Source organism: Trinickia violacea (genome assembly GCF_005280735.1).
Taxonomy (GTDB): domain Bacteria; phylum Pseudomonadota; class Gammaproteobacteria; order Burkholderiales; family Burkholderiaceae; genus Trinickia_A; species Trinickia_A violacea.
On record NZ_CP040077.1, the window covers coordinates 4,652,505 to 4,666,137 of the forward strand.

Genomic DNA, 13,633 nt, shown 5'->3' on the forward strand with positions numbered 1-13,633 from the left:
CTGCCGCAGCAGGCCCGCCGCGCCGGCCTGCGAGCCGCGCGAGGCGGGCTTGTCAGCCTGCTTGTTTTCAATACGGCCCGCATTTAACATTGCGCGCGTTTTTAAACAAGCAGAACGCCGTGTGCTATAAAGCGGTCGTTAAAGAGACCAACATCCGGGTTTTGACCCCGAACCACCCACCTCACATCCAGTCATGTCCAAAGCACTGATCATTGCGGAAAAGCCTTCTGTCGCGAACGACATCGCGCGGGCGCTGGGCGGCTTTACCAAACATGACGAGTACTACGAGAGCGACGACTTCGTGCTTTCGTCGGCGGTCGGCCACCTGCTCGAGATCGCCGCCCCCGAGGAATACGAGGTCAAGCGCGGCAAATGGAGCTTCGCGCACCTGCCGGTCATCCCGCCCCACTTCGACCTGAACCCGATCGCCAAGAGCGAATCGCGGCTCAAGGTGCTCACGAAGCTCATGAAGCGCAAGGATGTCGACCGCCTCATCAACGCCTGCGACGCGGGGCGCGAGGGCGAGCTGATCTTCCGCTTGATCGCGCAGCACGCGAAGTCGAAGCAGCCGGTGCAGCGCCTGTGGCTGCAGTCGATGACCCCTGCCGCGATCCGCGATGGCTTTGCGCAACTGCGCAGCGACGAGGACATGCAGCCGCTCGCCGATGCCGCACGCTGCCGCTCGGAAGCGGACTGGCTGGTCGGCATCAACGGCACGCGCGCGATGACCGCCTTCAACAGCAAGGGCGGCGGCTTCTTCCTCACGACAGTGGGCCGCGTTCAGACGCCAACTTTGTCGATCGTCGTCGAACGCGAAGAGAAAATCCGCAGATTCGTGCCGCGCGACTATTGGGAAGTGCGCGCGCAGTTCGTCTGCGCCGGCGGCTTCTACGAGGGCCGCTGGTTCGATCCGAAGTTCAAGAAGGACGAGTTCGATCCGGAAAGACGCGACTCGCGCCTCTGGAGCCTCGCCGCGGCGGAATCCGTGGTGGCTGCGTGCCGCGAGCAGATCGGCACCGTCACCGAGGAATCGAAGCCGTCGACCCAGCTCTCGCCGCAGCTCTTCGACTTGACGAGCCTGCAGCGCGAGGCAAACGGCCGCTTCGGTTTTTCCGCGAAGAACACGCTGGGTCTTGCCCAGGCGCTGTACGAAAAGCACAAGGTGCTCACCTACCCGCGTACCGACGCGCGCGCGCTGCCGGAGGACTACCTCGGCACGGTCAAGAGCACGCTCGACATGCTCAAGGAGAGCAACAACTACCTGCCGTTCGCGAAGCAGGTGCTCGACAAGGGCTGGGTGAAGCCGAACAAGCGCATCTTCGACAACTCGAAGATCAGCGACCACTTCGCCATCATCCCGACGCTGCAGGCACCGAAGGCGCTGTCGGAACCCGAGCAGAAGCTCTACGACCTCGTCGTGAAGCGCTTCCTCGCGGTGTTCTTCCCGGCCGCCGAATACAAGGTCACGACCCGCATCACCGAAGTCGCAGGCCATCAGTTCAAGACCGAGGGCAAGGTGCTCGTCGAGCCGGGCTGGCTGCAGGTCTACGGCCGCGAGTCGAGCGGCGACGACGCGAACCTCGTACCGGTCCAGCCGAACGAGAAGGTCAAGACCGACGAGATCGCGGCCCACACGCTGACCACCAAGCCGCCTGCCCGCTACAACGAAGCGACGCTGCTGTCGGCGATGGAGGGCGCGGGCAAGCTCGTCGAGGACGACGAACTGCGCGAGGCAATGGCCGCGAAGGGCCTGGGCACGCCAGCGACGCGCGCGGCGATCATCGAAGGTCTGCTCGGCGAAAAGTACTTGGTGCGCGAAGGCCGCGACCTGATTCCGACGGCAAAGGCGTTCCAGTTGATGACGCTTCTGCGCGGCCTTGGGGTGAAGGAGCTGACTGCGCCGGAACTGACCGGCGAATGGGAATACAAGCTCTCGCAGATGGAGCGCGGCAACCTTCCGCGCGATGCATTCATGCAGGAAATCGCCCGCATGACGCAGACCATTGTCAAGCGAGCGAAGGAATACGACTCCGACACCATCCCCGGCGACTACGCGACGCTCACCACGCCGTGCCCCAATTGCGGCGGTCAGGTGAAGGAAAACTATCGCCGCTTCGCGTGCACGAAGTGCGAATTCTCGATTTCGAAGATCCCGGGCAGCCGCCAGTTCGAAATCGAGGAAGTCGAAGAGCTGCTGCAGAAGAAGGAAATCGGCCCGCTATCGGGCTTTCGCAGCAAGATGGGCCGGCCGTTCTCGGCGATCCTCAAGCTCGCGTTCGACGACGAGACGAAGAACTACAAGCTCGAATTCGATTTCGGCCAGGATCAAGGCGGCGAAGACGGCGAAGCGCCGGATTTCTCGGAGCAACAGCCGGTCGGCGCCTGTCCGAAGTGCAAAGCCCGCGTGTTCGAGCACGGCATGAGCTATGTCTGCGAGAACTCGGTCGCGAATCCGAAGACGTGCGACTTCCGCTCGGGCAAGGTCATTCTTCAACAGGAGATCGCGCGCGAGCAGATGACAAAACTGCTGGATGAAGGCCGCACCGATTTGCTGACGAACTTCAAGTCGTCCCGCACCGGCCGCAACTTCAAGGCGTTCCTCGTCAAGCAGAGCGACGGCAAGATCGGCTTCGAATTCGAGAAGAAGGAGCCGTCGGCGAAAACGGCAGCGAAGACGGCGGCGAAAACCGCGGCGAAAGCGGCTGAAGCCGAAGGCGCAGGCGCCGAGGAAGCCGCCGTTCCCGCCAAGAAAGCCGCGGTAAAAGCCGCAGCGAAGACGGCAAAGAGCGCCGCCGAGAAACCCGCGGCCAAGACGGCGGCAAGAAAGACGCCGGCGCGAAAAACCGGCTCATAAAACCGCCGGCCCAAAACAAAAGCGCAGCTTTCGCTGCGCTTTTGTTCGTTAACCGCCGGCTTCCAGCCGCGTCATTCAGTGCTCGTTCGCCGCGTACAGCGGTGAAAGCGCCGGCGTGCGCGTCCGAGTCGATTTCGCCAATTTCGGCGCCAATTCCGCATCGATCAACTCAGGACGCTCATCGGCATCGCCGTGCGCGAACTCCGCCTTGCCCGCGTGCAATTCGGCGGGGGCCGGCGCCGGCGCAGCCGCGGCGGGCCGCACCATGCCGCCCTTGATCCACTGCTCGCCGAGCTGGCTGTTGGGCGTCTGGCTGAAATGCTCGACCAGATGATCGATGAACGTGCGCACCTTCGCGGGCAAATGGCGGCGGCTCGGATAGCCGACGTTGATCTCGACCTGCGGCAAGCGATAGTCGCCGAGCAGCCGCACCAGGCGGCCACGCGTCATGTCGCTGCCGATCAGGTAGCTCGGCAGAATCGCGATGCCCATGCCGAGCAAAGCGAACTGGCGCAGCATTTCCGTATTGTTCGCGATGATCACGTTCGCCGGCCGCACGCGCACTTCGCCATCCGGCCCCGTGAACACGCGCTCATCGCCCCAGTATTCGGAAGGCAGGCTCAGGCACGGATGCTCGAGCAGATGCTCCGGGCGCGTCGGCACGCCGTGCTTCTCGAGATAGGCCGGCGTCGCGCAAACGGTCAGGCAGCCGGTGGTCAGGCGGCGCGTCACGATGCTGGCGCTGCGCATCTGGCGCGCGATCACGATACCCACGTCGAAACCTTCTTCCACCAGATCGACCTGCCGATCGACCAGCGTCACGTCGGGAACGACCTTCGGATAGCGCTCGGTGTAGGTCTGCAGCACAGGCGCCAGATTATGCAGCCCGAACACGACGGGCGCGACGATGCGCAGTGTCCCGACCGGCTCATGATTGCGCGCGACGACCATCTGCTCGACGTCTTCGAGCTCGTCGAGAATCTGCCGCGCACGCTCCAGGTAGACCTGACCGGATTCGGTGAGCGAGAGGCTGCGGGTGGTGCGGTTGAGCAGGCGCGTGCCCAGCCGGCCTTCGAGGTCGGCGACGTGGCGCGTAGCGACCGCGTTTGAAATATCCATCGCGCTCGCGGCGCGAGCGAAACTTCCGAGGTCCGCCACTTTGACGAACACGCGCATTGACTGCAAATGATCCATTGACAACTCCTGCAGCGGCTTCAGCTAACGGAAACGTGCGAAGCACAATACGTAATTGTCCTACGACTGGAGAATCCGCGCAGAGTTGCTCAACGGAAGCAGATTTCTTGTGGTTTTTTGTCGATTATTGGTCTTGGTGCACGCTGGGAGGTCTGATCATTCCTTTTTGAGAAACAATCTTCAGGAAATATAAGCATGCGTTCTTGGTAAGAAACACCGAAAAGCGCGGACGGGGTCGAATAAAATTTGCGAGGCCCACCTCTAAATCGAAAAAATCGAATCGCAGCTCTGCATGGGGCCGGAATAAGCGCTGAAGCGCTAACTCCAGCCGACATAAAGAAAAGCCGCCCGAAGGCGGCCTTTCCAGCAAAGCGACGCCTCGCGCTCCTACACTTCGAGGCGGCCTTCGAACGCGGTCTTGGTCTGCGTCAGTGCCTCGGGCAACCGGTGGCTCAGCTTGTCGAAGAGCTCGCCGTGCAGCGCCAGCTCCGCTTTCCAAGCCGCATCGTCGACCGAAATCACCTCCTCGAACTGCTCGCGCGTGAAGTCGAGGCCCTGCCAGTCGATGTCCTCGTAGCGCGGCGAAACGCCGAACGCGTGATCGACACCTACCGCGCGCGACTCGATGCGCTCGATCATCCAGCGCAGCACGCGCATGTTCTCGCCGAAGCCGGGCCAGACGAACTTGCCGTCCGCGCCCTTGCGGAACCAGTTCACGCAGAAGATCTTCGGCAGCTTCGCGCCGAGCCCCTCGAGCTTGCTGCCGACGTTCAGCCAGTGCCCGAAGTAGTCGCTCATGTTGTAGCCGCAAAACGGCAGCATCGCGAACGGATCGCGGCGCACGACGCCTTGCTGGCCCGCGGCCGCAGCCGTCGTCTCCGAGCCCATCGTCGCCGCCATATAGACACCCTCGACCCAGTTGCGCGCCTCGGTCACGAGCGGCACCGTGGTGGAGCGGCGTCCGCCGAAAATGAACGCGTCGATCGCGACGCCGGCCGGGTTCTCCCAATCCGCGTCGATCGACGGACATTGCGACGCCGGCGCCGTGAAACGCGCGTTCGGGTGGGACGCCTTGCGGCCGGTTTCCTTCGCGATCTCCGGCGTCCAGTCCTTGCCTTGCCAATCGATGAGGTGCGCAGGCGGCTCGCTGGTCATGCCTTCCCACCAGACGTCGCCGTCGTCGGTCAACGCGACGTTCGTAAAGATCACATTGCTCTTCAGCGTCGCCATCGCATTGAAGTTGGTCTTCTCGCTCGTGCCCGGCGCGACACCGAAGTAGCCGGCCTCCGGGTTGATCGCGTAGAGACGCCCATCCTTGCCGGGCTTGATCCACGCGATGTCGTCGCCGATCGTCGAGATCGACCAGCCGCTCATGCCTTGCGGCGGGATCAGCATCGCGAAGTTGGTCTTGCCGCACGCCGACGGGAACGCCGCGGCAACGTGATACTTGCGGCCCTCCGGCGAGGTCACGCCGAGAATCAGCATGTGCTCGGCGAGCCAGCCCTCGGCGCGGCCCATCGTCGACGCGATGCGCAGCGCGAAGCATTTCTTGCCAAGCAGCGCGTTGCCGCCATAGCCCGAGCCGAAGCTCCAGATTTCACGCGACTCGGGAAAGTGGACGATGTACTTCGTGTCGTTGCACGGCCAGCTCACATCGGCCTGGCCCTCCGCGAGCGGCGCACCGACCGAATGCACGCACGGCACGAACGCGCCGTCGTCGCCCAGCACGTCGTACACCTTGCGGCCCATGCGCGTCATGATCCGCATGTTCGTGACGACGTACGGGCTGTCGGTCAGCTCGATGCCGATATGCGCGATTGGCGAGCCGAGCGGGCCCATCGAAAACGGCACGACGTACATCGTGCGGCCGCGCATCGAGCCGTCGAACAGGCCATCGAGCGTCGCGCGCATTTCCCCGGGCTCGGTCCAATTGTTGGTCGGCCCCGCGTCTTCGCGATGTTGCGAGCAGATGAACGTGCGATCTTCGACACGCGCCACATCCGACGGATCGGACCACGCGAGATAAGAGTTCGGCCGCTTCTCCGGGTTGAGCTTTCTCAGCGTACCGGCGGCAACCATTTGCGCGCACAGGCGGTCGTATTCCTCCTGCGAGCCGTCGCACCAGACGATGCGCTCGGGTTTCGTCAACGCAGCAATGCGTTGAACCCATTCGATCAGCCGGCGATGCTTGATGTAGGCAGGCGCTTCAAGTGTGGATTGGCCTCCAAAGGCGGGATGATTCATCGAGCTGTCTCCGTTTTGTGATTGTGAAAAAAGAAACGGTAGGCGCTCGCTGACGCTGCGGGCGAGAGGCGCGTTTGGCGCATTGGCACAACACCAGGGAAACCCCTGTGCGTGCCGATTTGCATGACGTCAGGAGCCATTCAGCTTGCCGACGGCAACCATTGTTTCGCATGGCTTGCGTCGTAACGCAACAAGCTGTTAAAAAGTGAGAGTCCTGTCTATCCACAGTAATGAGCATCGTGATGACTGGCGTCGCATCGCTCATGCCAGCTTGTGCTTCACACCACAGGTTGGAGCGTCAAGGATATCACTCCATTTCGTGCGCACATCGTGCGCTGCAAAACATACCTGTTTATGAAGATTGCCATTCTCGACGACTATCAGGACGCGGTACGCAAGCTCGATTGCTTTCGTTTGCTTGCAGACCATGAAGTCAAAGTATTCAACAACACGGTGCGCGGCCTCGGTCAGCTCGCCAGCCGTCTCGCCGATATCGACGCGCTGGTGCTGATTCGCGAACGCACGCGCATCACCTCGCAGTTGCTCGACAAATGTCCGCATCTGCGCATGATCAGTCAAACCGGAAAAATCGCGGGCCATATCGATCTCGAAGCGTGTACCGAGCGCAACATCGCGGTCCTCGAAGGCGTCGGCTCGCCGATCGCGCCGGCCGAGCTGACCTGGGCGCTCATCATGGCCGCACAACGGCGCATTCCGCAATACGTAGCTAACCTGAAGCAAGGCGCGTGGCAGCAGTCGGGGCTGAAGACGTCGGCGCTGCCGCCGAACTTCGGGCTCGGCCAAGTGCTGCGCGGACAAACGCTCGGCATCTGGGGCTACGGCAAGATCGGCCGGCTCGTCGCGGGCTATGGCAAAGCCTTCGGCATGAAGGTGATGATCTGGGGCCGCGAGCATTCGCTCGAAGCCGCCAAGGCCGATGGCTACGATGTCGCCGAAAGCCGTGAAGCGTTCTTCGAGCAAAGCGATGTGCTGACGCTGCATCTGCGCCTGCACGACGACACGCGCGGCATCGTCAAGGTCGACGACCTGATGCGCATGAAGCCGACGTCGCTGCTCGTCAACACCAGCCGCGCGGAACTGTTCGATGAAGGCGCGCTCGCCGCCGCGCTCGCGCGCAATCGGCCGGGGATGGTCGCCGTCGACGTCTACGAAAGCGAGCCGATCCTGCAAGGCTACGGGCTGCTGCGGATGGAAAACGTGATCTGCACGCCGCACATCGGCTATGTCGAGCGCGAAAGCTACGAGCTGTATTTCAGCGCGGCGTTCAACAACATCCTCGCGTTCGATCGCGGCGAATCGACGAGCGTCGTGAATCCGGACGCCATTTCCGGAGCGCGTCGGCATAACCGGCAGCGTGAACGCGACGCGCGCTGATTGAGGGGATTGAACTGAGCGTGGCGGCGCCGGGCGTGAACAACGCTCGGCGCCGTTTTCTTTCAAGCGTGCGCCGCCACGTCCAACATTTCCGGCAAGCGTTGTAGAAACTGCTCGCCGTCGGCGCGGCCGAGATCGTACGCCGGGCGCATCTGCGCCGGGCTCGTGTAATCCCAGCTGGAAATCGGCACTTTGCGCGACGGCTGCACATAGAGGCGTTGCTGTTCGCCGTGCGCGACCGTGAACGTCTGCGGACGCGGATAGAGCCGCGTCACCATCACCAGGACGCGGCCGGGCGAGGCGTCGAGTGCGCCGACGGGCACGTTGTCGACCATCCCGCCGTCGAGCACCGGACGGCCGTTGCGCCGCAGAACCGGCGTGAACGGCGGCGTGCACGACGACTGCAGGATCAGGTCGGCGAGATCTTCGACGCGCGCGCAATCCTGCACGCGCACGAATTCCGGATGAAAGCCGAGCGAGCGGCCGAGCGTCGGGTGCAGCGTCTTGCGCACGTGCTTTTCGATGTTGTAGGCGACCAGCCCGGCCGCCACCGCGCTGCGCGCGCCGAGCCAGCGCGGCACATGCGAGACGCCGACGCGGATCTCCGGCGCGTCGGCGAGCTTCGCGAACGGCTCGCCATAGATATCGAGCAGCGCCTGACGGTAGATCCGATAGTGCGGAAAGACGGATTTGCCCGGCCGCAGGAGATTGCCCCAATAGGCGTTTTTCGTGTTGTGGCGCAGCGCGTCGCTGTAATAGCGCATGACCCAGTCGGCGTCGCGCGTGTAGAGCATGCACGCGGTCGCCGCGCCCGCCGAGATCGCCGTGATCACACGGGGCTTGAGGCCGATTTCCGGCTGCACCACGTCCCAGAAGCCCGCCTGCCACCAGCAGCGGTTGCCGCCCCCCGCGAATACGACTTGATCGAACATGCTTAATTGAGAAGCGCGTAGGTGGTGGTGGCGTGGCACGCCGTCTTGCCGTCTTCGTCGGTCAATTCGACTTCGCCGAACACGAGATTGCGCCCGAGGCGCAGCACGCGGGCCGTGATCAGGACGTCGCCGTTGCGGACTGCGCGCATGAAGCTGATGTTCTGCGAGACGGTCGTCATCGGCTTGAACTCGCCGAGCGCGGCCGAGATCGCAATGACCATCGCCGTATCGGCCGCCGCCATGAAGACCTGCCCGCAGATCACGCCGCCCTGGTGCCGCAGCTCGCCTGAGAACGGCAGGCGCAGCGTGGCGCTTTCGTCCGTGACCGAGACCGGTTTGAGCCCGAGCGCCCGCACCCATGGGGCCAGCACGCGATCGAGCAGCGCGAGAACCTCGGTTTCGTCCATGTTTTTTCTCCGGGGCCGGCCTCGCGACGATCGCGCGGCGTTGCGGTGGCGTCATCATACCGGGAGCGCGAAAAGTGCACTAAAGAGGGGGTATTCGGTACAGTGGCTGGTGTTTTCGGGTCCGGCGGAGCACTTGCCGGCGAAATTTTTTAAGGATTTTGCTAAAGGGGCTAGGCAAGGTCAGAAAAGTCCTGCATAATTCGCCTTCTGTTGGGGCGTTAGCTCAGTTGGTAGAGCAGCGGACTCTTAATCCGTAGGTCGAGTGTTCGAGTCACTCACGCCCCACCAAAGAATTCGAAGGGTTACAGGCGATTGCTTGTAACCCTTTTTGTTTTGTGTCAACGAATTGTCGACGCACTTTCACAGCCGTAGAAGGCAGTGCCGCACAAGCCATCCAGCCCGTGATTCGGCAAAAAAGCTCTTATAAGGAGCGTATAAGCGATTCATCGCCTTGTTATGCTACATTTATGAGGCACACGGAGTTGCCTCATGGATTGCACCCTGCAGATATTCTTGGACGATCGCTGGGTTGACTGCACGGAGATCGAACTCAACGGTGGCCTTTGCCAGTGGAATCACCTGGTTGAATACGCCATCGAACACCCAGACGCCCCAGTGTCACTGGCTGAGCCCGTAGATCTGAAGATCCGCGAAGCCCGGCCCCTGCCTGCGTTCCTCTATGACCTCGTCCCACAGGGGGCCGGTCGTCGCTTCCTGCTGGGCGAGCTCGAACTACCGGACGGTGCTGATGCGGACTTTCCGCTGATCCGTGCGGGCGCCTTCAATCCCGTTGGCCGTATTCGGGTCGCCGAGGCAGTCGAGTACTTTGAGGCGCACGTAGAGCGGCATCCAGATGCACGTGGCCTGCCCGGACTGAGGATCGACGACGTTGTCGTACGCAGCGAAGAATTCAAGGAGCGGCTGTTCCTGCACGGGATGCTTGGCACCGGCACCACGGGGGTCCAGGGAGCGGCGCCAAAATACCTGCTGACTCGGGACCGCGCGGGCCTGCTGCACGGCGACGCCGTCCTGCCCGATGCCGATGCCACCCAGCACTTCATCGCGAAACTGCCGCGCGGAAATCGCCCAGCCGATGAAAAGGTCCTGCGCAATGAAGCTGCGTACATGCGGGTGGCCGCCGCGCTCGATATCCGCACGCATCCGGAATTGCCAACCCTTCACGGCGATGTACTGCTGATTCCGCGCTTTGACCGGGTCGCGCGCAACGGGCAAGTCGCACGCCTCCATCAGGAGAGCGTGGCATCCATTCTGGGGCTGACCGGCTTTGACCTGCGACCGAGCCTCTTCGAGGTCGTGTCCGGGATCCGCAAAGTTGTGAGTGATCCAGCAGCCGAAACGCTCGAATTCATCAAGAGGGACGTGCTCAATCTGACGATGCGCAACACGGACAATCACGCGCGCAATACGGCCTTGCAACTGGTCGAAGGCAGAGTGCAGCTCACGCCCCTGTTTGACTTCGCACCGATGTATCTCGATCCCGAGTTGATTCCACGTGCATTGAGGTGGTATCACCCAGACACCCGGATTGAGCTGACCGACTGGGCCGACGTGCTCGCGGCGTTGCGTGTACCCGACCGCGAACGCCGGATGCTCGCCGGGGAGTTGAGGCGGTTTGCCGGTCAGATCGAACGCCTGCCCGACACCATGGCAGAGCAGGGGGTGGATCACGACATCATCGAGTTCCTGACGCAGTACGTCGACACACAGGTCCGACAACTGAAAGCTCTTCAACCCTTAGAGGCCTAGCATGCCCCGTCGGATTCGACCTACCCGTGAAGAGCAGAACGCCCTGCGCCGCGCTTTCTACGAAAGGATCGGCCGGGGCGATATGACTCTTCCTGAGGCCATGAAAGCGATGCGCAAGATGACGGGTCTGACCCAGGCGGAATTCGCCGCGCATCGAGGCGTCAGCCGCCGGGTCATCCAGGACATCGAGCGCGGGACCGGAAATCCGACCGTCGACTCGCTCAACAGCGTTGCGAAGCTCTTCGGCCTGCAGGTCGGATTCGTCCCGATCAGGCGAAACGAACCCTCTTCGCCGACCTCAAGCTAGCAGCTAAGCTGATCGCTGATAGCAAGCCGCGTGCGAACGAGGCGATGGAGCGCCCGAACGCGTTCGCCACGACTCGGTTTCGCACCTGGCTCGCCCGACTGTGGGGCTTGGAGGCTTGCCAATATTCAGCTTTTTTGCGACCTGCCTGATTCAACACGGCAAGCCTCGGCCAAATCCGCCAGATCGACGACAGCCTCAAGGACACATTCAACCGCGTGCGCGACAACGTATCGTTCATGTCCGGCACGCCGGCGCTGCAGACCGCCAACGAAACGATCACGAACTACCTCACGCACGGCGGCGCGATGACGCCCGATACCAACGGCGGCGTCGAAACCGACATCTTCAAGCTGCTCAAGCTCTTCGGCGACAGCCACTCGGACCTGCGCTACGTCTATTTCGGCACGAAGTGGGGCGGCGACAAGGAAATCGTCATCAGCTTGGTGCGCGCGCGACTGACAACGCTCGATTCGCTCACACCCCACCCTGGAATTCGAAGGCCGGTCAGCGAAAGCTGCCCGGCCTTTTTGCTTTCCAGCACCAACTCGGAATGGCCTGTAGTCCGTCCCCTACATTCGCACTCGCGCCACCTACAAGTGAAATCGGTTTCACTGCCTAGTTAAAAATTCTTTTAAGAACATGTCGTAATAACAGCCGATTTGTCTGATTTAACGCTTAAGCCCCGCTCCCGGCCCGCCGTTTACTCGCCCATAAAACTGAGAGACCTCGCACGAGTGACAAAAAAACCGGCGAGGGGGTGCCAACTTGAAAACAAGGCGCTGAGGGCTATGAACTTTTCCCATATGAGAGTCGCGATGCGGCTCGGAATCGGCTTTACGCTCGTTTCGGTGTTGCTGGTTTTGGTCACGCTGTTCGGCTTGAATCGCATGGCGCAGCTCGAGGCGTCGATGGTCGACATCACCGACGTCAACTCGGTCGAGGCTCAGCTCGCCAACCGTCTCGATCAGAGCATTTCGAATCGCGCGCTCGCGCTGCGCAATCTGATCCTGCTCCAGCCGGATCAACAAGATCAGATCGCGATCGAAACCAAGCGCTTCGACGAGGAGTCCGCCACGTACGAAGACGCGCGCTCGAAGCTCGCGACGATGTTCGCGCTGCCAGGCACCACCTCCGACGAGACGACGCTGCTCGAGCAGATCAAGCAGCAAGGCGACCAGGCGCTGCCGCTCATGCAGAAGGCGCGCGAACTCGTGCTCTCCGGCCAGAAAGACGCGGCCTACCATGTGCTGCGCTTCGATTTGCGGCCCGTGCAGGCCAAATGGTGGGATTTCGTGCGCCAGTTACGCGATCTCGAACATCAGCAAAACGCCGAGGAAACGGCTGCGGCGAAGGCCTCATACCGGGAGAGCCGCGCGTGGATCATCGCGATCGCGTCGCTCGCGTTGCTGACCAGCGTCGTCTCGGCCACGCTCATCACGCGCGGTTTGCTCAAGCAGCTCGGCGGCGAGCCGGGTGACGCGGTCGATGCGGCGAACAGCGTTGCGAGAGGCGACCTCGCCATCGACGTGGTCTTGAAGGCGGGCGATACGTCGAGCCTCATGCACGCGATGAAAACCATGCGCGAAAGTCTCGTCGTGATCGTGAGCCAGGTGCACACGAGCACCGGCACGATCGCCTCGGCCGCGGGGCAGATCGCGACCGGCAACCTCGATCTGTCATCGCGGACCGAACAGCAGGCGGCCTCCCTCGAACAAACAGCGGCGTCGATGGAGGAGCTCACCGCCACCGTCAAACGCAATTCCGAACATGCGCGCGAAGCCAATGAGCTTGCGTTGTCGGCATCGAAAGTGTCGGAGCGCGCGGGCACGGTGGTATCGGGCGTCGTGCAGACGATGGGCGCGATCAGCGACGCGTCGAGCAAGATCGTCGAGATCATCGGCGTGATCGACGGCATCGCGTTCCAGACCAACATCCTCGCGCTCAACGCAGCGGTCGAGGCGGCACGCGCCGGCGAGCAGGGGCGCGGGTTCTCGGTCGTCGCGGCGGAAGTGCGCAGCCTCGCCCAGCGCTCAGCGACGGCGGCCAAGGAAATCAAGGCGCTCATCGGCGGCTCGGTAGAGCAGGTCCAGGCGGGCAACCGTCTCGTCGAAGAAGCGGGATCGACGATGAACGAGGTCGTGGACAGCGTCAAACGCGTGACGCTCATCATGAACGAGATCATGGGCGCGAGCGAGGAGCAGGCCAACGGCATCGAGCAGATCAATCAGGCGCTCACCCAAATGGATCAGGTGACGCAGCAGAACGCTTCGCTCGTCGAGGAAGCGGCGGCGGCCGCCGAGTCGATGCGCGAGCAGGCTGCCGCGCTCGTCCAGACGGTCAGCGTGTTCAAACTGGGCCGGCGGGAAGCATCGATGAGCGCGCTTTCGCGCGCTTCGGCCTGGATTGAGCAGCCGATGAGGAATGACATGGCGCCCGCCTACGAGACCGCTGACGTGGCTTGACCGGCAACGGTGGCGGTGCTTCGAGTCTGACGTGACCTCGATTAGATTTGGATAACTAATCGACGACGCTA

At 62.5% G+C, this 13,633-nt stretch carries 10 protein-coding genes and 1 tRNA gene; 7 read left to right on the forward strand and 4 right to left on the reverse strand.

The features are described from left to right. The first annotated feature begins 193 nt into the window (after positions 1-193). Positions 194-2,854, forward strand: coding sequence for a DNA topoisomerase III (locus tag FAZ95_RS21355; RefSeq protein ID WP_137334263.1), 2,661 nt, complete (start codon positions 194-196; stop codon positions 2,852-2,854). Between the two features lie 75 nt (positions 2,855-2,929). Here FAZ95_RS21355 and FAZ95_RS21360 read toward each other — a convergent pair whose 3' ends face one another. Together FAZ95_RS21360 and FAZ95_RS21365 are read right to left on the reverse strand one after the other, a co-directional pair. Next, complete coding sequence (locus FAZ95_RS21360) at positions 2,930-4,048, reverse strand: LysR family transcriptional regulator (protein ID WP_137334264.1); 1,119 nt, start codon at positions 4,046-4,048, stop codon at positions 2,930-2,932. 387 nt (positions 4,049-4,435) lie between these two features. Continuing rightward, positions 4,436-6,292, reverse strand: coding sequence for a phosphoenolpyruvate carboxykinase (GTP) (locus tag FAZ95_RS21365; protein WP_137334265.1), 1,857 nt, complete (start codon positions 6,290-6,292; stop codon positions 4,436-4,438). A gap of 354 nt (positions 6,293-6,646) precedes the next feature. On the opposite strand from FAZ95_RS21365, the gene FAZ95_RS21370 reads away from it, so the two are divergent. Continuing rightward, entirely contained in the window at positions 6,647-7,687 is a 1,041-nt protein-coding gene (locus FAZ95_RS21370; RefSeq protein WP_137334266.1) for a D-2-hydroxyacid dehydrogenase family protein, read from the forward strand. 62 nt (positions 7,688-7,749) lie between these two features. On the opposite strand, the gene FAZ95_RS21375 is transcribed toward FAZ95_RS21370, so the two are convergent. Together FAZ95_RS21375 and FAZ95_RS21380 are read right to left on the reverse strand one after the other, a co-directional pair. Next, complete coding sequence (locus tag FAZ95_RS21375; protein ID WP_137334267.1) at positions 7,750-8,619, reverse strand: patatin-like phospholipase family protein; 870 nt, start codon at positions 8,617-8,619, stop codon at positions 7,750-7,752. Positions 8,620-8,621: 2 nt separating this feature from the next. Beyond that, positions 8,622-9,026 carry a PaaI family thioesterase gene (locus FAZ95_RS21380; RefSeq protein ID WP_137334268.1) on the reverse strand — a complete coding sequence of 135 codons (405 nt, stop codon included), beginning with the start codon at positions 9,024-9,026 and terminating at the stop codon, positions 8,622-8,624. 212 nt (positions 9,027-9,238) lie between these two features. Here FAZ95_RS21380 and FAZ95_RS21385 point away from each other — a divergent pair. The 5 genes from FAZ95_RS21385 to FAZ95_RS21405 all read left to right on the forward strand — a co-directional run bounded on the left by FAZ95_RS21385 (position 9,239) and on the right by FAZ95_RS21405 (position 13,562). Then, positions 9,239-9,314, forward strand: a tRNA-Lys gene (locus FAZ95_RS21385). Between the two features lie 201 nt (positions 9,315-9,515). Continuing rightward, positions 9,516-10,793, forward strand: coding sequence for a type II toxin-antitoxin system HipA family toxin (locus FAZ95_RS21390; protein WP_137334269.1), 1,278 nt, complete (start codon positions 9,516-9,518; stop codon positions 10,791-10,793). Between the two features lies 1 nt (position 10,794). Further along, a complete protein-coding gene (locus tag FAZ95_RS21395) occupies positions 10,795-11,100 on the forward strand; it encodes a helix-turn-helix domain-containing protein (protein WP_137334270.1) in 306 nt (101 codons plus the stop codon). Positions 11,101-11,315: 215 nt separating this feature from the next. Then, positions 11,316-11,723: a hypothetical protein gene (locus FAZ95_RS39415; protein WP_175425663.1), complete on the forward strand. Its 408-nt coding sequence runs from the start codon at positions 11,316-11,318 to the stop codon at positions 11,721-11,723. Positions 11,724-11,888: 165 nt separating this feature from the next. Further along, on the forward strand, positions 11,889-13,562 hold the full coding sequence (locus tag FAZ95_RS21405; protein WP_137334271.1) for a methyl-accepting chemotaxis protein: 1,674 nt from the start codon (positions 11,889-11,891) through the stop codon (positions 13,560-13,562). The last annotated feature ends 71 nt before the right edge of the window (positions 13,563-13,633 follow it).